This is a genomic window from Stenotrophomonas sp. BIGb0135 (genome assembly GCF_024810105.1).
Taxonomy (GTDB): domain Bacteria; phylum Pseudomonadota; class Gammaproteobacteria; order Xanthomonadales; family Xanthomonadaceae; genus Stenotrophomonas; species Stenotrophomonas maltophilia_AB.
In genome coordinates, this window is record NZ_JANUDX010000003.1 from 395,771 (window position 1) to 415,697 (window position 19,927).

16 protein-coding genes are annotated in these 19,927 nt (G+C 69.8%); 4 read left to right on the forward strand and 12 right to left on the reverse strand.

From position 1 onward, the window contains the following. Positions 1-45: 45 nt before the first annotated feature. The 5 genes from M2421_RS09495 to nudE form a co-directional block, all read right to left on the reverse strand. Complete coding sequence (locus M2421_RS09495; protein WP_259206271.1) at positions 46-348, reverse strand: DUF962 domain-containing protein; 303 nt, start codon at positions 346-348, stop codon at positions 46-48. Positions 349-457: 109 nt separating this feature from the next. Then, positions 458-781 (reverse strand): YnfA family protein, encoded by a 324-nt coding sequence (locus tag M2421_RS09500; RefSeq protein ID WP_259206272.1) that lies wholly within the window; start codon positions 779-781, stop codon positions 458-460. After that, positions 778-1,590: a nucleoside triphosphate pyrophosphohydrolase gene (mazG, locus tag M2421_RS09505; RefSeq protein WP_259206273.1), complete on the reverse strand. Its 813-nt coding sequence runs from the start codon at positions 1,588-1,590 to the stop codon at positions 778-780. The genes M2421_RS09500 and mazG overlap by 4 nt, the downstream gene beginning before the upstream one ends. A gap of 20 nt (positions 1,591-1,610) precedes the next feature. Continuing rightward, on the reverse strand, positions 1,611-2,414 hold the full coding sequence (cysQ, locus tag M2421_RS09510; protein ID WP_259206274.1) for a 3'(2'),5'-bisphosphate nucleotidase CysQ: 804 nt from the start codon (positions 2,412-2,414) through the stop codon (positions 1,611-1,613). Then, positions 2,411-2,959 carry an ADP compounds hydrolase NudE gene (gene nudE / locus M2421_RS09515; protein ID WP_259206275.1) on the reverse strand — a complete coding sequence of 183 codons (549 nt, stop codon included), beginning with the start codon at positions 2,957-2,959 and terminating at the stop codon, positions 2,411-2,413. Before nudE ends, cysQ begins: the two co-directional genes overlap by 4 nt. 50 nt (positions 2,960-3,009) lie before the next feature. On the opposite strand from nudE, the gene bioA reads away from it, so the two are divergent. Both bioA and M2421_RS09525 read left to right on the forward strand, forming a co-directional pair. Further along, positions 3,010-4,401 carry an adenosylmethionine--8-amino-7-oxononanoate transaminase gene (bioA, locus tag M2421_RS09520; RefSeq protein ID WP_259206276.1) on the forward strand — a complete coding sequence of 464 codons (1,392 nt, stop codon included), beginning with the start codon at positions 3,010-3,012 and terminating at the stop codon, positions 4,399-4,401. Then, complete coding sequence (locus tag M2421_RS09525; RefSeq protein WP_259206277.1) at positions 4,392-5,126, forward strand: 16S rRNA (uracil(1498)-N(3))-methyltransferase; 735 nt, start codon at positions 4,392-4,394, stop codon at positions 5,124-5,126. The genes bioA and M2421_RS09525 overlap by 10 nt, the downstream gene beginning before the upstream one ends. Before the next feature lie 288 nt (positions 5,127-5,414). On the opposite strand, the gene M2421_RS09530 is transcribed toward M2421_RS09525, so the two are convergent. The 7 genes from M2421_RS09530 to pilG all read right to left on the reverse strand — a co-directional run bounded on the left by M2421_RS09530 (position 5,415) and on the right by pilG (position 17,723). Then, positions 5,415-5,888, reverse strand: coding sequence for a chemotaxis protein CheW (locus tag M2421_RS09530; protein WP_259206278.1), 474 nt, complete (start codon positions 5,886-5,888; stop codon positions 5,415-5,417). Between the two features lie 34 nt (positions 5,889-5,922). Then, positions 5,923-7,248 carry a chemotaxis protein CheB gene (locus tag M2421_RS09535; RefSeq protein ID WP_259206279.1) on the reverse strand — a complete coding sequence of 442 codons (1,326 nt, stop codon included), beginning with the start codon at positions 7,246-7,248 and terminating at the stop codon, positions 5,923-5,925. Next, entirely contained in the window at positions 7,235-14,236 is a 7,002-nt protein-coding gene (locus M2421_RS09540) for an Hpt domain-containing protein (RefSeq protein ID WP_259206282.1), read from the reverse strand. Before M2421_RS09540 ends, M2421_RS09535 begins: the two co-directional genes overlap by 14 nt. Positions 14,237-14,330: 94 nt before the next feature. Then, positions 14,331-16,367, reverse strand: coding sequence for a methyl-accepting chemotaxis protein (locus M2421_RS09545; protein ID WP_259206284.1), 2,037 nt, complete (start codon positions 16,365-16,367; stop codon positions 14,331-14,333). A gap of 43 nt (positions 16,368-16,410) precedes the next feature. After that, positions 16,411-16,941 (reverse strand): chemotaxis protein CheW, encoded by a 531-nt coding sequence (locus M2421_RS09550; RefSeq protein WP_259206286.1) that lies wholly within the window; start codon positions 16,939-16,941, stop codon positions 16,411-16,413. Next, positions 16,941-17,303: a response regulator gene (locus M2421_RS09555; protein WP_259206287.1), complete on the reverse strand. Its 363-nt coding sequence runs from the start codon at positions 17,301-17,303 to the stop codon at positions 16,941-16,943. The genes M2421_RS09550 and M2421_RS09555 overlap by 1 nt, the downstream gene beginning before the upstream one ends. 18 nt (positions 17,304-17,321) lie before the next feature. After that, positions 17,322-17,723, reverse strand: coding sequence for a twitching motility response regulator PilG (gene pilG / locus M2421_RS09560; protein ID WP_017356958.1), 402 nt, complete (start codon positions 17,721-17,723; stop codon positions 17,322-17,324). A 250-nt stretch (positions 17,724-17,973) separates the two neighbouring features. On the opposite strand from pilG, the gene gshB reads away from it, so the two are divergent. Both gshB and M2421_RS09570 read left to right on the forward strand, forming a co-directional pair. Further along, positions 17,974-18,924, forward strand: a complete 951-nt coding sequence (gshB, locus tag M2421_RS09565; RefSeq protein ID WP_259206289.1) for a glutathione synthase — start codon at positions 17,974-17,976, stop codon at positions 18,922-18,924. Then, a complete protein-coding gene (locus tag M2421_RS09570) occupies positions 18,921-19,808 on the forward strand; it encodes an energy transducer TonB (RefSeq protein WP_259206290.1) in 888 nt (295 codons plus the stop codon). Before gshB ends, M2421_RS09570 begins: the two co-directional genes overlap by 4 nt. The last annotated feature ends 119 nt before the right edge of the window (positions 19,809-19,927 follow it).

Consider the following 19,927-nt stretch of genomic DNA (forward strand, 5'->3'; position numbering starts at 1 on the left):
CACTCCCTTGATGCCGGGCCGCGCCCGGGTGTGGCGTTGCTGCCGTTACAGCCGGATCCGGCCACGGAGGATGTCCCAGAACATCATCCAGTCGCCGGCGAAAGAATAGAACGGGTGCCTGAAGGTGGCCGGCCGGTTCTTCTCGAAAAAGACGTGGCCGACCCAGGCAAAGCCATAGCCGCAGACCAGTGCCGCCAGCAGCCAACGAGGTTGTCCGCGCACGAGCGCGAAGGCGACCAGCAGCAGGACCCCGCAGCTACCGACAAAGTGCAGCCGTCGCGAGACGGCATTGCGGTGCTCGTCCAGATAGAAGGGGTAGAACTGGCGAAAGGTGGCGAAGCGGGACATGGCGCGCCCTGCGGAACCGGATGCACCCAGCATAGCGCGGGACACCCGGCAGTGCCGGCCGTTTGCCGGCTCCGCAGGCCGCCCGAGGCGCTGGGCGACGCTGCCCTGCTCAGGCGGGGCGCGGAGCGAACATGATCACCATCATCCCGGCCAGGCACAGGCCGACGCCGAGCAGGTCCCAGCGGCTGGGGCGGATCCCGTCCACCAACCACAGCCACATCAATGCGGTGCCGATATAGACCCCGCCATAGGCGGCGTACACGCGGCCGCTGGCCGCCGGATGCAGGGTCAGCAACCAGGCGAACAACGCCAGGCTGGCGGCCGCCGGCAGCAGCAGCCACGCGCTGCCGTCCCTGCGCAGCCACAGCCACGGCAGGTAGCAGCCGACGATTTCAGCCACGGCGGTGAGGATGAACAGGAGCAGCGTATTCACGGCTTGGCTTCGTCGGCCTTGGCCTGTTGCCAGAGCTGTTCCTGCGCGTCCAGGTCCAGTGCGGCCATCGACTGCCCCGCGGCATCGGCCTGCGCTTCCATCGCGCGGAAGCGACGCTCGAATTTGTGGTTGGCCTGGCGCAGCGCGGCGCCGACGTCGACCTTGGCGTGGCGGGCCAGGTTGGCGCAGACGAACAACAGGTCGCCCAGCTCTTCCTGCAGCCGTGCGTGGTTGTCCGCCACCGGCCCGCGCGCGAATTCCGCTGCCACTTCGTCCAGCTCCTCGCGCACCTTGTCCATCACCGGCGCCGGGCCCGGCCAGTCGAAGCCGACCCGCGCCGCACGCGCCTGCAGCTTCACCGCACGCTGCCACTCGGGCAGCCCGCGCGCGATGCCGGCCAGCGCGGAGGTATCGGTGTGCCCCTTGGCCGCGCGTTCGGCGCGCTTGATCGCGTCCCAGTTGGCGTTGACCGCTTCGGCACCGTCGACCGTTGCCTCGGCGAACACGTGCGGGTGCCGCCGCTGCATCTTGTCGCTGATCGAGCGGGCCACGTCGGCGAAGGCAAACGCCTGCCGCTCGCTGGCCATCTGCGCATGGAACACCACCTGCAGCAGCAGGTCGCCCAGTTCGTCCTGCAGGTCATCCAGATCGCCGCGGTCGATCGCGTCGGCGACCTCGTAGGCCTCTTCGATGGTGTACGGGGCGATGCTGGCGAAGTCCTGCTGCAGGTCCCAGGGGCAGCCCTGCTGCGGGTCGCGCAGCCGCGCCATGATGGCCAGCAGGCGTTCCAGTTCGGCAGTCGCGGACATCGGGGGCTCCTGGGCAGGCATCAGTCGGGCAACCAGTCGCGCCAGGGCAGGCGGGTGTCGCCGAGGGCGATGAAATCGCCGTTCAACAGCGTCTGCCGGCGGTTGTAGCGGAACGGCTTGCCGGTGGCTGCCGACAACACCGCGCCGCCGGCCGCGTGCAGCACGCACTGGCCAGCCGCGGTGTCCCATTCGGAGGTGGGACCGAGCCGGGGATACACGTCCAGGGTGCCATCGGCGATCCGGCAGAACTTCAGCGACGAGCCCTGCGCGACCAGCTCGATCTCGCCCATGCGGTCGAGCATCGCCTGGGTCTGCACGCTGCGGTGCGAGCGGCTGGCCGCGACCTTCAGCGGCGCGGTGGCCGGGGTGCGGGTGCGCAGCACCGAATCGTGCATGCCCTGGCGGCGGTAGGCCAGCTCGCCACGCATGGCGTGCCAGGCGATGCCGCTGACCGGCGCCAGGACCACGCCGAAGGCCGGCGCGCCTTGGTAGATCAGCGCGATGTTGACGCTGAATTCGTCGTTGCGCTTGACGAATTCGCGGGTGCCATCGAGCGGATCCACCAGCCAGTAGGCGCCCCAGTGCTGGCGAACGTCCCACGGCACCTGTGCCGATTCCTCGGACAGGATCGGCAGGTCCGGGGTGAGCTGCTGCAGGCCGCGCTCGATCACCCGATTGGCGGCGAGGTCGGCGGCGGTCAGCGGGCTGTGGTCGGCCTTGATGTCCACCTCGAACGGCGTGGCGTAGACCGCCATGATCGCGGCGGCCGCGTCCTGGGCGATGGCGATGACGGTTTCACGCAGGTCGGTGGTGAGCTTGATCATTCCCTGCCGCCCAGCCACTGCCGGGCGATGAACAGCGCCGCCAGTGAACGCCCTTCGGAGAAGTCCTCGCGCAGCATCAGCTGGTCCAGCTCGGCCAGCTTCCACGGCACTACGTCCAGTTCCTCCGGTTCGTCGCCGGGCAGGCGCTCGGGGTACAGGTCGCGCGCCACGACCAGCCATGACTGGTGGCTCATGTAGGTCGGGGCCAGGGTCATCGCGCGCAGCACGTCCAGGCGGCGGGCGCCGTAGCCGGCCTCTTCCTTCAGTTCGCGGTTGGCGGCCTGCACGGGGGTTTCGCCGGCGTCGATGCGGCCCTTGACCAGGCCCAGTTCGTAGCGGTGCACGCCGGCGGCGTACTCGCGCACCAGCAGCACGGTGTCCTCGTCCAGCATCGGCACCACCACCACCGCGCCATGGCCATGGCTGACCAGGCGCTCGAAGCGGCGGCGTTCGCCGTTGGAGAATTCCAGGTCCAGATGCTGGCGCTGGAACGGCCCGCTCTGCTCGTCCGTGACCTTGTGGATGATGGGCAGGCGACGGCTCATGCGAGCATCTCTAGAATGGGGACTGGTGAAAACGTCTTCATGAGCCCGAAATGCTAGCAGACCCAGCCCCCCTGACGCTGGCCGACCAGTGGCGCGATCGCGACCTGGCCGTGCTGTGGCACCCGTGCACGCAGATGCGGGAGCACCCCCAGACCCTGCCACTGATCCCGATTGCGCGGGGTGAAGGCCCGTGGCTGTTCGATCATGACGGCAAACGCTACCTGGATGCAGTGAGCAGCTGGTGGACCAACCTGTTCGGCCATGCGCAGCCGCGGATCGGCGCGGCCATCGCCCGGCAGGCCACCCAGCTGGAGCAGGTGATGCTGGCCGGGTTCAGCCATGAACCGGCGGTGCTGCTGGCCGAACGCCTGCTGGCGATCGCCCCGCGCCAGGCCGGGCGCGACCCGCTGGCCAAGGTGTTCTACGCCGACAATGGCTCGGCCGGGGTCGAAGTGGCCCTGAAGATGGCCTTCCACTACTTCCGCAACCGCGGCGAAGCCCACCGTACCCGCTTCGTGGCGCTGGAGAATGGCTACCACGGCGAAACCCTGGGCGCGCTGTCGGTGGGCGACATCCCCCTGTATCGCCGCGTATATGCGCCGCTGTTGACCGAGGCCTTGTTCGCGCCCTCGCCGGACGCCTACCTGGCCGAACCCGGGCAGAGCGCGGCGCAGCGTGCCCACCAGGCCGCGGACGCCTTGGCCACGCTGTTCGACCAGCACCCCGGGGAGATCTGCGCGGTGATCCTGGAACCGCGCCTGCAGTGCGCCGGCGGCATGCGCATGCACGACCCGGTCTACCTGCAGCGCGCCCGCGAACTGTGCGACGCCAACGGCGCCTTCCTGATCGCCGACGAGATCGCCACCGGCTTCGGCCGCACCGGCACGATGTTCGCCTGCGAGCAGGCCGGCGTGATGCCCGACCTGCTGTGCCTGTCCAAGGGCCTGACCGGCGGCTTCCTGCCGCTGTCGGCGGTGCTGGCCACCCAGGCGTTGTACGACGCGTTCCTGGATGACTCGCGCGAGCGCGCCTTCCTGCATTCGCACAGCTACACCGGCAACCCGCTGGCCTGCGCGGCCGCGCTGGCGACGCTGGACATCTTCGCCGGCGACGACGTGATCGCGCGCAACCGCAGCACCGCCGAGGTGATGCGCACGCTGGCGGCGCCGTTCAACGACCATCCGCACGTGGCCGACGTACGCCAGGCCGGCATGGTGGTGGCGTTCGAACTGACCCGCAACGGCGACAAGCGCACCCCCTTCCCCGCCGCGGCGCGGGTGGGGCTGCACGCCTATACGGCCGCGCTCAAGCGTGGGGTGGTGCTGCGGCCGCTGGGCAACGTGCTGTACTGGATGCCGCCGTACTGCGTGGAAGACGACCACCTGGACCTGCTGGCCCAGACCACCCTGGCCGCCATCGAGGAGGCCGTTGCATGCGCGTGACCCGGTGCCATGTCGACCACCCGCTGGCCGTCGGCCAGACCCTGCCGCTGCCCGAGGAAGCGGCCAACCATCTGGTGCGGGTGCTGCGTCTGCGCGAGGGCGACGGCTGCGTGCTGTTCAACGGCGATGGGCACGATTACCACGCCACCCTGGTGGTGGTGGGCAAGCGCGACGCGCAGGTCCGGATCGAGGCGGCGAGCGCGCTGGACAACGAATCGTCGCTGCACATCACGCTGCTGCAGGGCATCGCGCGCGGCGAGAAAATGGACCTGATCCTGCAGAAGGCCACCGAACTGGGCGTGGCCGCGATCGTGCCGGTCAACGCCGAACGCACCGAAGTGAAGCTCGATGCGGCGCGCGCCGAAAAGCGGCTGGCGCACTGGACCAGCGTGGTGGTGTCGGCGTGTGGTCAATCCGGGCGCGCGCGGGTGCCCCACGTGGCGGCGCCGCAATCGCTGCTGGAGGCCGCACGGCAGGTGCCGGCGGCCGCCCTCAAACTGACCCTGGACCCGCTCGGCGAGCATCGCCTGTCGACCCTGCCGCCGGCACCGGGTGGCGTGGTGATCGCCATTGGTCCGGAGGGTGGCTGGTCGCCACGCGACCGCCAGGCATTGGCCGAGGCCGGTTTCCAGGGCCTGCAACTGGGGCCGCGCATCCTGCGTACCGAAACCGCCGGGTTGGCCGCGATCGCCGCCGTGCAGGCGCGACTGGGCGACCTGGGGTAAGCCGCAACGGCAGCGGCAGCCACGCATGGCGTGGCGCTACTGGAGGGCCGAATCGTGTGCGTTCGGTGGGTATGGATCGTTGATCGATACGGGCGCCGCGCCACATGCGGTGCCGACTTGCAGCAGTAGGCACGGGCGCCGAAGTGCGCCAGCACACCGATAAGCATCGGGTGGAACAACCCCTTGAGTCAGGGGGCGCGCCGTCAGGCGCCGGAATCTGGAGGCATGTGACGGGGGGCCCACGATCTGCAACGCAGATCGTGGGGGAACCTTCGCGAACGCGAAGACTCACCCCGCGACCGGGTAGGCCTCGTCCAATGCCGCTTCCAGTGCATCCAGGTCGGGCAGCAGCGCGCTCTGTTCGCCGAGCAGTACGCGCATGTGCACGCCCTGCGGCAGGGTTTCTTCCGAGGCGTCGGCCAGCAGGCCGTCGCGCGGCACCGAGATCAGCTGCGGGAAGGTCTGGGTGAGCAGCGCGAAGTACGGGCGCTTGGCATTGCCCCCCAGCGCCTTGAGCACCACTACCTTGTTGTTGCTGGTGACCGGCTCGTCGCCAAGCCCGGACAGCCGCGCGAAGGACAGCAGCGGCACGTCCCAACCGTGCCAGGCGATCTGCCCGACCAGCCAGCCCGGCGCGTCGGGAACGGTCTGCACGGCGACCTTGGACATCATTTCAGCCACGGTGGCATTGGGCAGCAGCACGCGCTCGTGCCCGGCCTGGATCAATACCCCGCGGATTTCGTCGTTGCTGGCGTAGCTCATGGCGTGATTCCTGGAAGTGGTACGGCGCGCGCGATTACTCGCTCACGCCCCAACGTTCGACGATGCTCTGGGCCAGTTGCGGCGGCTCGCCCGCGTCCATTCCGGCGGCGACCACGGCATTGGCGGCGGTGGGGTCATAGCAGCCTTCACCGACCTGCCCGGCCACCCACGCACCGTCGGCGGCAAGCCCCAGCACCGCATCGACCAGGCTGGCATCGGCACCACTGAGCAGCACCACCGCGCTGTGCGCGGCCGGCAGCGCGCCCACCTGGACACCCTGCGCATCGGCCGTGAAGTACAGGCCCTGGTTGCGCACGGCCAGGCCGACGTCGTCCGGCAGGATGTAGGCATTGCCGGCCTGCACCGGCAGCTCGGCCTCGGCCAGCAGGACCGGCAGCGCAGACACGCGCGCCATCTGCTTGACCAGGTTGCCGTAGCGGCCGCCATCCAGGCGCATGTGCACCAGCACCGGCGTGGCCAGCCCGTCGGGCAGGGCCGCCAGCAGGCGGCGCAGCGCATCGGGACCGCCGATACCGGCCAGTACCAGCACCGCACCCGCAGCGGCACCGTCGGCGGGGCGCTCGGCGTCCAGCTCGACCAGCGACAGCCGTGCCGTGTCGAAATCGGTCGGCGCCGGCGGCGGCTCGCGACCTGCGACGGGGATTGCCGGCGCCGGGGCGGCGGCGTCATCGTCGACCAGCGACCAGCTGCTGTGGTCGCCCAGCGGTACCGGCGGCGGTGCCGTCGGCGGCGCGGCGGCCGGCGCCGGGGGCGGCTCGGCCGGCGCGCTGGGCGCCGGCTGCAACGCCGCCAGCGCTTCTTCCAGCGACATCGGTTCGGTCAGCGTCCCCGGCGCCTGGTACAGGCCGTCGGCAGGCACCTCGCCCGCGGCGTCGAACGCCTCGCGGACATGGAATTCCAGCGGCGCGTCGGCATGCAACTGCGCCGGCGTGGTCGGCAGGCCCGGTTCGGGTTGCAGCAGGCCCTCCTGTTCCGACCCCGGCGGCAGCACGTCCAGGTGGCCGTGCAGCTTGGCCACCAGGTGGCGCGCCCAGCGCTGCGCCTCCCAGCCTTCGCGACGGGCGGCCAGTTCGGCCTCGTCGAAGATCAGGGTCAGCGACGGCGAACCCAGCACCGGGTCCAGCCGCTCCAGCGCATCCTCGATCGCCGGCTCCAGCGCGATCAGCACCGCACCCGGCGCCGCATCGCGCAGCACCTGCAGGTCCAGCGCGTTGGGATCCTCCTCCAGCACCAGGGTGGCGCCGGCCTGACCGAGCGCCTCGCGCAGGCGTTCACGGGCCGGACCGACCCGCGCCAGCAGCGCGACGGACAACAGCGAAGGCAGGTCAGTCGCGGACACGGGCGATCCCCAGCAGGTCGTACACGTTTCGCATCAGGTCCAGTTCCTGGTAAGGCTTGCCCAGGTAACGCTGGACACCGATTTCGAAGGCGCGCTGACGGTGCTTGTCGCCACTGCGCGAGGTAATCATCACGATCGGCACGTCCTTGTAGCGCGGATCGGCGCGCATCGCGGTGGCCAGTTCATAGCCATCCATGCGCGGCATTTCGATGTCCAGCAGCATCAGGTCGGGCACGCGTTCTTCCAGGCGCTCCAGCGCTTCGATGCCGTCGCGGGCGACGGTCACTTCGAAGTTGTGGCGCTCCAGGATGCGGCCGGTGACCTTGCGCATGGTCAGCGAGTCGTCGACCACCATCACCACCGGCGCCTCGCGGTCGCTGACCTGGGTGGTCTCGGCGATCGGCTTGTGCGGGTTGGCGATGAAGCGGCGCACCAGCGGGGCCACGTCGAGGATGACCACGACCCGGCCATCACCGGTGATGGTCGCACCGTAGATACCCGGCACCGAGGCGATCTGCAGGCCGACCGGCTTGACCACGATTTCGCGGTTGCCGAGCACCTGGTCGATGGCCACGGCCACGCGCAGGTCGCCGGCGCGAACCAGCAGCAGCGGCACCTGGGCCTGGCCTTCGGCGCGGGCCTGGGCCTGGCCGATGAGCGTGCCCAGATCGTGCAACGCGAACTCTTCGCCGCCGTAGTGGTACCCGCCGTTGGCGGTCTCGAAGCGTTCGCGCGAGATCCGGCCGATACCGCTGACCGAGGCCACCGGCACGGCGAAGGTGGTCTCGCCGATCTGCACGAACACCGCCTGGGTGACCGCCAGCGTCTGCGGCAGGCGCAGGGTGAAGGTGACGCCCTGGCCGCGTACCGAGTGGATGTCGACCGAACCGCCGAGCTGGCGCACTTCGTTGTGGACCACGTCCATGCCCACGCCGCGGCCCGCCAGCTGGCTGACCTGGTCGGCGGTGCTGAACCCGGGCGAGAAGATCATCGCGTCCAGTTCGGCGTCGCCGAGCACCGCATCGGCCTGCACCAGGCCACGCTGTTCGGCACGGCGACGGATCGCCTCGCGGTCCAGCCCGGCGCCGTCGTCGGCCACTTCCAGCACGATTTCCGAGCCTTCGCGGCGCAGGCGGATGGCGATCTCGCCTTCTTCCGGCTTGCCAGCGGCGCGGCGCTGTTCCGGGGTCTCCAGGCCGTGCGCGACCGAGTTGCGCAGCATGTGCTCCAGCGGCGCGACCATGCGGTCGAGCACGTTGCGGTCCAGTTCGCCGTGGGTGCCTTCGAGGATGACGTGGACCTGCTTGCCGGTGTCCTGGCCGGCCTGGCGGACCACGCGGCGCAGGCGCGGCACCAGGCCGTCGAACGGCACCATGCGCGCGCGCATCAGGCCGTCCTGCAGTTCCGAGCTGACCCGCGACTGCTGTTGCAGCAGTACGTCGTACTGGCGCGACAGGTCATCCAGCACGCCCTGCAGGCCGCTCAAGTCGGCCGCCGATTCGTTCAGGGCGCGGCTGAGCTGCTGCAGGGTGGAGAAGCGATCCAGCTCGAGCGGGTCGAACTTGTGGTCGGCCTGGTCCTGTTCGCGCTGGTAGCGGGCGACGATCTGCGCCTCGGTTTCCAGATCCAGGCGGCGCAGCTGGTCGCGCAGACGCGCATTGGTACGGTCCAGTTCGCCCATGGCGCCGCGGAAGGCACCGAGCTGCTGTTCCAGCCGCGAGCGGTAGATCGCCACTTCACCGGCATGGTTGACCAGGCGGTCGAGCAGGTCGGCGCGCACGCGCACCTGTTCCTGCTGCGGACGGGCCAGGCTGTCCTCGTCGGTGCTGCTTTCCAGCGGAACCGGGGCCGACAGCGGTGCGGCGGCGACGGCACGGTCGACCACCACCGGGGCGGTATCGACGGCGCCCTCGCTGTCATCGACAACCACGACCGGCTCGACCCGGCCCAGGGTGCGCCGGTCGAATGCAGCGATCAGGTCCTCGGGCATGGCCACGCTGCGGTGCTGGCCGGTGCGGGTGAGCATCTGGTGCAGGCGGTCGAAGCCGCGCTCCAGCAGATGCACGTCGCTGCGGTCGATGTCGGTGCGGTTGGCCGCGACCGCTTCGAGCAACGATTCGATGCCGTGGCCCAGGTCGCCGATCGGGTTGATCCCGGCCATGCGGGCGCCACCCTTGAGGGTGTGCAGGTCACGCTGCAGCCCGGCAATGACCTCGCGGTCGTTGGGGGCCGCACGCAGTTCGCTGATCAGGCCATCGCAATGGTCGAGCAGGTCCTTGCCTTCCTCCACGAAGATGTCGACCAGTTCCTGGTCGAGCACGCTGAAGTCCAGCGCGTCGGCGCCGTCGTCGTCGGCCTCGGCCTCATCGGTGTCGGCGTCGGCCTGGTGGTCGGCGGCATCCGCGGCGGCCACGGCCAGCGCGTCGGCCCGGTCGTTGGCGGCCGGCAGCGAGGCCAGCGCCGCGCCTTCGGCGGCGGTGGCCAGCGGTGCGTCTTCCAGCTCGAAGAACGGCGCCGGCACCGCGGCGTCCAGGTCGGTGTCGCCCGCGTCCTCGACGAAGGCGTCGGCTTCGCTGCGGTGGTCCTGCGCGGCGTCACCGGCGTCCAGGCCCAGCACGTTGTCGCCGGCATCGTCGGTCTGAAGGGCGTCGACCACGGTCAGGCCGTCATCCAGCGCCTGCTGCTCGTCGACCACGTCGCCGAACGCCGGCGGCGGCGGCAGCGCGTCGTCCAGCGTGTCGGCCTCGCTGTCGGTGTCGAGCTCGACGTCCGCGAAGGACGGCTCGGCGACGAGCGGGGAGGTGTCCAACGCCGGCGTGTCCAGGTCGGCTTGCGCCTCGGACAGCGTCGCCTCCGGCGTGCGCGCGGTTGGCGGGGTCTCCGCCTCGATCACCGGTGCGCCAGCGTCCGCCTCGGCGGCGACCGGGGCGTCGGCACGCGGCGTGGCCGCCGCGTCGAAGAAGCGCGACAGGTCCTCGGCGTCGGTCAGCTCGATGCTTTCCAGGCCCGCCGCTGCGTCCGCCGGCGTCGCGCCGGAGTCGTCATGGGCCGGCTCAAGGTGGATGGCCTCGACGTCCATCGAGGCCAGTTCGATCGCCTCGAAGCGGGCCGGCTCGGCCGGCGCTTCGCTCTCGAACGGCACGGACGGCAGTGCGTTGGCCGGCAGGTCGGCATCGAAATAGGCCGACAGGTCATCGCTGCCGGTCAATTCGCCCACCACCGCTGCGTCGGCGTCACGCGCGTCGAGCGCGATGGAATCCTCGGCCTCGACGGCCGCCAGTTCGATCACCGACAGGTCATCGGCCTCGATTTCTGCCTGCTGCAGCCCTGCATCGGCACTGCCGTCGAGCAGCGCATCGCTGCCCTGCCCGTCTGCGTGCGCTTCCTCGCCTGCCAGGGTGTCCGCGGCGTCGCGCACGTCGAGCGCGAGGGAATCCTCGGCCTCGACGGTCGCCAGTTCGATCACCGACAGGTCATCGGCCTCGATGTCTGCCTGCTGCAGCCCGGCATCGGCGCTGCCGTCCAGCAGCGCATCGCTGCCCTGCCCGTCTGCGTGCGCGTCCTCGCCTGCCAGGGTGTCCGCGTCGTCCTCGTCCAGCGCCAGGTCATCATCGGCCACCAGCGCCGGCCAGCGCGCCTCGGGCAAGGTGTCGGCCAGTGCATGCAGGCGCGCGGCGAGCGCGGCCTGGACCGGAATGCGCGGCGATTCGGCCTGCAGCGCGTCCATGGTGGCGCTGATCGCCGCGGCGGTCGCCGACAGCGCCTGCACGCCATCGGCGTCGGGGGTGGCATCGGCGGCCAGCGAGCGCTTGATGAAGCTCTCGGCGCCACCGGTGACGGCGGTGATCTCCGGCACGTCGGTCATCGCGAACGCGCCATTCATGGTGTGCACGGCGCGCAGCAGCGCGTCGGTCACCGGCAGTGGCGCCACGCTGGCATCACGCAGCCATGCCTGCAGCGTCGCCTGGTGGGCGTCCACCTCGGCTTCCAGGATCTCGCGCAGCACCTCGTCGATGTTGGCCGGGGTGCCGCTGGCTTCCTCGACGACGGGCGCGTCGACGACCGGCGCCTCGACCACGGTCTCGACCGTATCCACCGGTGCGGCGACGACGGGGGTCGCGCGCTGCAGCGGCACATGGAAGGTTTCCTCGCCCGCCGCGATGCGGTCGGCGATGGCCTGCATGGCCTGCAGATCGGCGCTGACGCGGCCTTCGCCGCGCAGTGCCGCGTTGAGTTGCGGCAGCACCTCGTAGGCCTGGGTGACCATGGCCACCACCGCCGGCGAGGCCGGACGCGTGCCGTCGAGCACGCGGTTGAGCATGCCTTCGATCTTCCAGCTGAACTCGCCCAGCGTGCGTGCGCCGACCAGCCGGCCACTGCCCTTGAGGGTGTGGAACACGCGGCGGATCGGACGCAGCCGGTCCATGTTGTCCGGCGCGGCGCGCCAGACCGGCAACAGGTTGCCGAGGTTGACCAGTTCTTCGTCGAACTCTTCGATGAAGACCTCGCGGATGTCCTGGTCGATGTTCTCGCCATCGTCCTCGAAGCCCGCCTCGATGCTGCCGGCCACGTCCTGCGTGGCGGCCTCGGCCGCTACCGGCTCGGCTGCGGGCGACACCGACGACTCGGTGCTGAACTGCGCGGCGGCCGCATCGAGCTCGGCGAGGAAGCGGGCCGACTCGTCGTCCAGTTCGATCTTGCCGATCACCGCCGCATGCACCCCGGTGCTGCTGTGGGTGATGATCGGCGCCGCAGCCTGTGCGGTCGTGTCGGTCGTGTCGGTCTGTTCGGTTGCCTCGGCTGCCTCGATGGCGTCGAAGGCGTCGACGCTCTCGGTGGCGTCGGTCGGTTCGTCCGCGATGGCCTTGACGGCCTCGAGATGCTCGATCTCGATCGCATCAGCGGGTTCGGTCGGTTCGACCGTCCACGCGTCGGCATGCTCGATCCCGATCGATGCCGCCGCGTCGTCGGGCTGGGTCGCCAGCACGTCGCCACGGTCGGCCTGGGTCTCGCTGGCCTGGCTCTCGCTGGCCTGGCTCTCGCTGGCCTGGGTCTCGCGGGCCTCGCTGGCCTGCAGGAACGACGGCAGGCGCTGCACATCCAGCGCCGGCATGGCATCGCCCGAAGCGTCCATCACCCGCACCGTCGGGGCGTCATCCACCTGCAGCGAGAGCACGTCGCCGGCATTGTGCAGCGGCGCATCGAAGGTGAATTCGATCAGCTCGTCGCTGATCTCCAGCGCATCGTGCTCGGCGGCCACCGGGTCGAAGCCGCCGGCGAATGCGGCCGCTGCGACGGTCGGTTCGGTCAGCGGCTCGGCAGCGGTATCGGCCGGGGCGCCCGTATCGGCGTGGACCGCATCCAATGCGTCAAGCGCCGCATGCATCGGCGGCAGCGCGTCCCAGCGGGTTGCACTGCTGTCTTCGGCGATCACCGGATCGAAATGGCCAAAGGCGCCTGCGCCTTCGTCGCGGTCGGCGGCTTGCGACAGCGTCCACTGGGCGCTTTCCGGCGCGCTCGCGGTGGAGGCGGCGAACACCAGCGAGGAGGCGTCGGCGGCTGCCGGCAGCGGGTCGAAGGTGATGTCCGGCAACGAGGGCGGCACGCTGCCCGGGGCCGGTGCGGCCGGCGTGACCGCGATGTCGACCAGGTCGGCCGACGGCGCTTCCCACGGGGCCAGCTCGATCGCTTCCGGCGCGACCGGCAGCGCTTCGGCGCTGGCATCGGCGGCAGCGGCATGCGCGTCGGGCAGCGGCCAGTAGCGCAACGTCTCCAGGCTGGTGCGGGTGATGTCGAGGATTTCCTCGCGGCCCGGGCGGCGTTCGCGCAGGGCTTCGAGGTAGTACTCCAGGCTGGCCATGGCATCGGCCAGCGTATCGAGCTGGCGACCGCTGGGCACGCGCTGGCGCCCGATCAGTTCCACCGCGATGTACTGGCGCACGCCCTGCAGGTAGTCGGCCGGGGTGGCCAGGTCGAGCATGCGCAGCGCGCCGGCGACCTCGCCGAGCAGGCGCGGCACTTCCTGCAGCTGCTGGTGGTTCCAGTTGGTTTCGATGAACGCGACGAAATGCTCGCGCGCCGCGGCGAAGTTGGCGATCGCTTCATGCGCCAGTACTTCCACCGTGCGCCGGTTCTCGACCGCGCTCGGGTCGTCCTCGCCACTGCCGCCGGCGCCCAGGTGGGCGACCTGGTCGTCCAGCGAGGCGTCCACGTAGAGCAGCGCGCCGGCGATATCCAGCAGCAGGCCTTCATCGATCTGCTGCTGGCCGTCGACCACGCCACGCAGCGCATCGCGCTGCTGCACGACCACGCCACGGGCCACGCCCAGGCCCATCATGCCCAGGGTGTCGGCGACCGCGCCCAGTTCATTGACCTGGGTCTGCAGCTGCACCGGCTCGCCGCCGGTGCGCAGGTGCAGGTCCAGCGCGTCCTTGATCCGCAGCAGTTCTTCCTTGACCGCATTGCCGACCGTGTCGAGCAGCTCGCGGTTGCGCCCGCTCAGGCTGCCGCGTGCATGGTCGAGCTCGGCCTCGGTGGCGCTGACGCTGTCCGGGGCGAAGGCGAACAGCACGCTTTCATTGATCCCCGGTGCGGCGCGTGCCGAGCGGATGTCGTTGAGCAGCGGCAGCAGCACGATCGGGATGTCGCGATGACCGTTCTGCAGGCGCTCCAGATAGTCGGGCAGCAACACGCTGCCGCGCATCAGGGTGGCGCAGGCTTCGTCGCGGTCGGGCACCTGGCCGGCGCCGATCGCATTGGCCAGCTGCTCCATCTCCTCGGCCACCATCGCCGGGGCGTACAGCTCCACCATGCGCAAGGTGCCCTGCACCTGGTGCAGGTACCCGGCGCAGAAGCGCATGCGGCTGCCGTCGGCAGGGTCTTCCACGTAGTACTCGACCTCGTTGCGCACCTGGCGCAGGGTCTCGTCCAGCTCCGGCTTGACCCAGCCCAGGGCAGCGTGGCTCATGGCATCGCGCAGCGTGCTCATGCCGAAACTCCCGGCAGGTGGGCGCGCGTGTCGTGCTGTTGCGTCTGGCGATGCATCATCTGCTGATTCCTTCCCTCTCCGCCCTGCCCGCGGCTCACGCCGGCAGCTTGAAGTCGGCAACCGAGCGGCGCAGGTCGGCCGCCAGCTGTGCCAAATGACCGATCGACTCGGCGGTCTGTCCCGCGCCCTGCGAGGTCTGGCCGGTAATCTGACGGATCACGCCCATGGTGCGGGTGATGTCCGACGCGGCCGACGACTGCTGCTGGGCGGCGATCGAGATGTTCTTGATGAGGTTGTTGAGCGCGTTGGACACGCGCTCGATTTCGGTCAGTGCGGTACCGGCGTCCTCGGCCAGGCGCGCACCGGACACCACCTCGGCGGTGGTCTGCTCCATCGAGCTGACCGCCTCGTTGGTATCGGCCTGAATGGCCTGGACCAGGCCTTCGATGCGTCGGGTGGCGCCGGAGGTACGTTCTGCCAGGCGCTGCACTTCGTCGGCCACCACGGCGAAACCGCGACCGGCCTCACCGGCCGAGGCCGCCTGCACCGCGGCGTTCAACGCCAGGATGTTGGTCTGCTCGGAAATGTCGTTGATCAGTTCCACGATCGAGCCGATTTCCTGCGAGGACTCGCCCAGGCGCTTGATGCGCTTGGAGGTTTCCTGGATCTGGTCGCGGATCTGGTCCATGCCCTGGATGGTCTCGCGGACCACGCCGGCGCCCTCGGCCGCGATCACCACCGAGCGCTGTGCCACGTCGGCCGACTCGGCCGAGTTGCGCGACACCTGCTCGATGCTCGACGCGATTTCGCCGATGCGGTCCGACGCCGAGGTGATCTGGTTGGCCTGGTGGCCGGCCGCTTCGGCCAGCTGCATGGCCGTGGCCTGGGTTTCCTGGGTGGACAGCGCGACCTTGGCCGAGGTGTCGTTGATCGTGGTGACCAGGTGGCGCAGTTCGTCCACGGCGTAGTTGATGGCGTCGGCGATGGCGCCGGTCATGTCCTCGGTCACCGAGGCCTTGACCGTCAGGTCGCCTTCACCCAGCGAGCTGATTTCGTCCAGCAGCCGCATGATGGCCTGCTGGTTGCGGCTGTTGAACTCCACCTGGGTCTGGTAGCGCAGGTCCTGCTCGCGCGAGCGGCTGCGCACGGTGCTGCTGACGAAGCCGATGATGGCGATCAGCGACAGCGCGCCGGAGATCACGCCCAGCCAGAAGTTCGGGAACAGGCGGGTGTCGCGCACCGAACCGAACGAGGAGAAGGCTTCGAACAGCTTCTTGCTGTCGTCCAGCATCTTGGTCGAGCCACCGGTCAGCGCCGCCGCCGAGGACTGCGCGGAGAACAGCTGGCGCGAACTGGCCAGGATGGCGTCGGCGTCCTTTTTCATGGTGTCCCACTGCTTCTGGGACTGCTCCAGCGCGGCCAGGGCACCGGCGTTGCGGACCGGGGCGATGCCCAGCTCCTCGTTGCCGTTGCGCAGCGCGTCCAGCACCTGGGTGAACACCACCGAGTCGCGTGCCAGCGCGTCGCCCGCGGCAGCGGCACTGCCGCCACCGGCGCGCATTTCGGTCACGCGGCGGGCCATCGAGCCCACCACCACGACCTGCTGCAGCGCGTTGTACACCTGCGAGGCCGGCGCACCGCCGGCCGACATCGCGCGCACCACTTCATTGAGCTGTGCCTGCAGTGCCGGCACGCCGTTGACGAAGTTGTTGGCGTTGCCGGCCAGGGCCAGCACCGCCGGCTCGCTGGCCACCAGCTGGGCCGCGCTCTTGCCGAGCGGCTCCCAGGTCTGGCTGAGCTGGTTGAGCGGCCCGGACACGTTGGCTTCGGCGCCGTAGCGGCCCTGCAGGCTGCTCACCGTGCTCTCGATGCGGGTCTTGGTGTCCTTGAACGCGGTGAACGCCTGGGCGTTGCCCGAGACCGCCTCACGGCCCTGGTTGGCCAGCTGCTGTGACAGCACCTGCAGGTCGGCCGCGCCGGTACTGGCGCCGGCCAGGCGACTGCCCTGCCAGGTGGCCACGCCGGTATTGACGCCGAACACGATCATCGACAGGGCCAGCAGGCCCAGCCAGAAATTGGTTCCCACCGACCCGAGCTTGCCGGCCTTGGCGGATTCCGAAGCAGTACTCATCGTTCAACCTCGATCTTCAATGCGGTGAGACAGACCACAGCGCTCAGGCTGCGGCCTGCCTGAATTCGGGAGTACGCGACAACAGCGACAACGAGAACACGCCCCAGTCGTGGCCGTCGCCGTGGAAGGCGCGGTCGATGAAATGGGCGTAGCGGCCGCTGGCGATGTCGCCGGCGACGATGTCCTGCTCCAGCTCGAAGCTGCGCTGGCCGAACAGTTCATCGATGGTCAGGGCGACGTCGCCGCCGGCCTGGCGCATGATCAGCACGCGCTGGCCTTCCTGCTGCACCGTGCGCTCGCCTTCCAGGAAGTACTTCAGGTCGACCACCGGGAACAGGTTGCCGCGCAGGTTGCCCACGCCCAGCAGCCACGGCTGGGCGCCGGGGACCGGGGTGATCGGCGGCATCGGCACGATTTCCACCACCTCGCGGAAATCCGAGACCAGCCGACGCTTGCCCACGCGGTAGCCGACGCCACGCCACAGGTCCTGCGCGAACTGCCGCTCGGGCAGCTGCACCGCATGGGCCAGGCTGCGCCGTTCGTAGGCTTCGAGGATGTCGAAAGGAGAACGCATCAGACCACCAGCTCGTTGATCCGCGCGATCAGTTCCTCCTCGCGCGGCGGTTTGACGATGTAGTCGGCGGCCCCCTGGCGCAGCCCCCACGCCTTGTCGGTCTCCATCGCCTTGGTGCTGACGATGACCACCGGGATGTGCTTGATCGCCGCATCCCGGGCCATCGCGCGGGTGGCCTGGAAACCGCTCATGCCCGGAAGCACGACGTCCATCAGGACCAGCTGCGGCGACTGCTCGCGGACAAGCACCAGCCCGTCCTCGGCGTTGTCCGCTTCGAGAACCTCATGCCCGGCCTTGGTCAACCACTGCGTGAACACCGCACGGTCGGTCGGTGAATCCTCGATCAGAACGATTCGAGCCATTGTGCCTTTCCCCCCTGGTCAGGCGTTTACGTATGTGCGGATGGCACCCAGCAGTTCTTCACGCGTGAAAGGCTTGGTCAGGTACTGCTCCGAGCCCACGATGCGCCCGCGCGCCTTGTCGAACAGGCCGTCCTTGGAGGACAGCATGATCACCGGGGTCGACTTGAACAGCTGGTTTCCCTTGATCAGCGCGCAGGTCTGATACCCGTCCAGACGCGGCATCATGATGTCCACGAAGATGATCTGGGGCTGTTGGTCGGCAATCTTGGCCAACGCCTCGAAACCATCGGTCGCGGTCACCACCTCGCAGCCTTCGCGCTTGAGCAGTGTTTCCGCGGTCCTGCGAATGGTCTTCGAATCATCGATGACCATGACCCTGAGCCCTGCGAGTTCCCCACCCGCAGCCATGTTTTCAGTCATTACCTTTCCCCGAGCGCGCGACGCTTCTGCTTTGGTCCGGCGCCGCTGCGAAAGCGTATCTATATCGCACTTCCGGCGCAGGCTTCAAGCGCCATCACTTCAGCCAAGCCGCAGCCGGGGCGGCGGCGGCGCCAACGGCCGGTTTTGCGCAAACCGGGGCGGTCGCCGGACACTGCGTTGCGCCGGTCCGGGGCAGGCAGGCGGGCGCGGTTGCGGCTACCATCATCGCCCTGCCTGCCAGGTTGCGACCATGCCGTTGAACGTCATCGTGGTGATGGACCCCATCGCCCACATCAAGATTGCCAAGGACACCACCTTCGCCATGCTGCTGGAAGCCCAGCGCCGCGGCCACGCCCTTCACTACGTCAGCCCCGGCGGGCTGGCCCTGCGCGACGGCCAGGCGGTGGCCCGTACGGCGCCGCTGCAGGTCCGCGAGGACAAGGCCGACTGGTTCACCCTGGGCGAATTCAGCCAGACCGTGTTCGGCCCCGGCCAGGTCGTGCTGATGCGCAAGGACCCGCCGGTGGATGCCGAATTCATCTACGACACCCACGTCCTCAGCGTGGCCCAGCAAGCCGGTGCCCTGGTGGTCAACGACCCCCAGGGGCTGCGCGATTTCAACGAGAAGCTGGCCGCCCTGCTGTTCCCGCAGTGCTGTCCGCCGACCCTGGTCAGCCGCCGCAACGCCGACCTGAAGGCCTTCGTGCTCGAACACGGCCAGGCCGTGCTCAAGCCGCTGGACGGCATGGGCGGGCGTTCGATCTTCCGCAGCGGCACCGGTGACCCCAACCTCAACGTGATCCTGGAAACCCTGACCGACGGCGAGCGCACGCTGGCCCTGGCGCAGAAGTTCATCCCGGACATCACCGCCGGCGACAAGCGCATCCTGCTGGTGGATGGCGAACCGGTGGACTACTGCCTGGCGCGGATCCCGCAGGGGGACGAATTCCGCGGCAACCTGGCCGCCGGTGGCCGCGGCGAAGGCCGCCCGCTGAGCGAGCGCGACCGCTGGATCGCCGCCCAGGTCGGGCCGGAGATGAAGCGCCGCGGCATGCGCTTCGTCGGCCTGGACGTGATCGGCGACTACCTGACCGAGGTCAACGTCACCAGCCCCACCTGCGTGCGTGAGCTGGATGCGCAGTTCGGGCTGAACATCGCCGGCACCCTGTTCGACGCGATCGAGGCCGGCCTGCCGCGATGAATGCGACGGTCGAGCCGCTGCTGCCGCTGCGGGCGCGCGAGTCGCAGCGCCTGGGCGCGACCCTGGCGCTGTCGCTGCTGGTGCATGCGCTGTTGATCCTGGGGGTGGGCTTCGCGGTCAGCGACAAGGCCGCGCTGGTGCCGACCCTGGACGTGATCTTCAGCCAGACCCAGACCCCGCTGACGCCCCGGCAGGCCGATTTCCTGGCCCAGGCCAACCAGCAGGGCGGCGGCGACCACGACAAGGCGCAGCGCCCGCGCGACAACCAGGCCGGGATCGTGCCGCAGCCGCAGGCCGGGCTGTCGCCGGTGCCGCAGCAGCGCCAGGACGCGGCCAGCCCGCCCCCGCCGCAGGCGCGGGTGGTGGCCAGCCGCAACAGCACCGAGCAGGTGGCCACTGCGCAGCCGCAGCCGCTGCCGGAACACCCGCTGCCGGAGGCGCCATTGAATGCGCGCGAGCAGCGCGACGCGGAGATGGCCCGGCTTGCCGCCGAGGTCCACCTGCGCTCGGCGCAGTACGCCAAGCGGCCCAACCGCAAGTTCGTCTCGGCCAGTACCCGCGAGTACGCCTATGCCAACTACCTGCGCGCCTGGGTGGATCGCGCCGAGCGCGTGGGCAACCTCAACTATCCCGACGAGGCGCGCCAGCGCCGCCTGGGTGGTCAGGTGGTGATCACCGTCGGCGTGCGCCGCGACGGCAGCGTGGAAAGCGCGCGTATCCTGCGCAGCAGCGGCACGCCGCTGCTGGATGAGGCCGCGCTGCGCGTGGTGCGCCTGGCCCAGCCGTTCCCGCCCTTGCCCAAGACCGACGACGGCGTGGACATCCTGCAGGTCACCCGGACCTGGGCGTTCCTGCCCGGCGGCACGCTGCGCGACGACCGCTGACCAGCAGCACCGCCGGACGGCGCAGCCACGCAGAGCGTGGCGCTACCGCTGGCGACGCATCGCCCGTGCAGCCACGCATGGCGTGGCTCTACCGCTCGCGGCGCCATGCCCCGTGCAGC

Excerpts from the sequence above, each read along its gene's own strand:
- M2421_RS09495 (WP_259206271.1), bottom strand. The coding sequence starts at position 348 with ATGTCCCGCTTCGCCACCTTTCGCCAGTTCTACCCCTTCTATCTGGAC.
- mazG (WP_259206273.1), bottom strand. The coding sequence starts at position 1,590 with ATGTCCGCGACTGCCGAACTGGAACGCCTGCTGGCCATCATGGCGCGG.
- cysQ (WP_259206274.1), bottom strand. The coding sequence starts at position 2,414 with ATGATCAAGCTCACCACCGACCTGCGTGAAACCGTCATCGCCATCGCC.
- nudE (WP_259206275.1), bottom strand. The coding sequence starts at position 2,959 with ATGAGCCGTCGCCTGCCCATCATCCACAAGGTCACGGACGAGCAGAGC.
- bioA (WP_259206276.1), top strand. The coding sequence starts at position 3,010 with ATGCTAGCAGACCCAGCCCCCCTGACGCTGGCCGACCAGTGGCGCGAT.
- M2421_RS09525 (WP_259206277.1), top strand. The coding sequence starts at position 4,392 with ATGCGCGTGACCCGGTGCCATGTCGACCACCCGCTGGCCGTCGGCCAG.
- M2421_RS09530 (WP_259206278.1), bottom strand. The coding sequence starts at position 5,888 with ATGAGCTACGCCAGCAACGACGAAATCCGCGGGGTATTGATCCAGGCC.
- M2421_RS09540 (WP_259206282.1), bottom strand. The coding sequence starts at position 14,236 with ATGAGCACGCTGCGCGATGCCATGAGCCACGCTGCCCTGGGCTGGGTC.
- M2421_RS09545 (WP_259206284.1), bottom strand. The coding sequence starts at position 16,367 with ATGAGTACTGCTTCGGAATCCGCCAAGGCCGGCAAGCTCGGGTCGGTG.
- M2421_RS09550 (WP_259206286.1), bottom strand. The coding sequence starts at position 16,941 with ATGCGTTCTCCTTTCGACATCCTCGAAGCCTACGAACGGCGCAGCCTG.
- M2421_RS09555 (WP_259206287.1), bottom strand. The coding sequence starts at position 17,303 with ATGGCTCGAATCGTTCTGATCGAGGATTCACCGACCGACCGTGCGGTG.
- pilG (WP_017356958.1), bottom strand. The coding sequence starts at position 17,723 with ATGACTGAAAACATGGCTGCGGGTGGGGAACTCGCAGGGCTCAGGGTC.
- gshB (WP_259206289.1), top strand. The coding sequence starts at position 17,974 with ATGCCGTTGAACGTCATCGTGGTGATGGACCCCATCGCCCACATCAAG.
- M2421_RS09570 (WP_259206290.1), top strand. The coding sequence starts at position 18,921 with ATGAATGCGACGGTCGAGCCGCTGCTGCCGCTGCGGGCGCGCGAGTCG.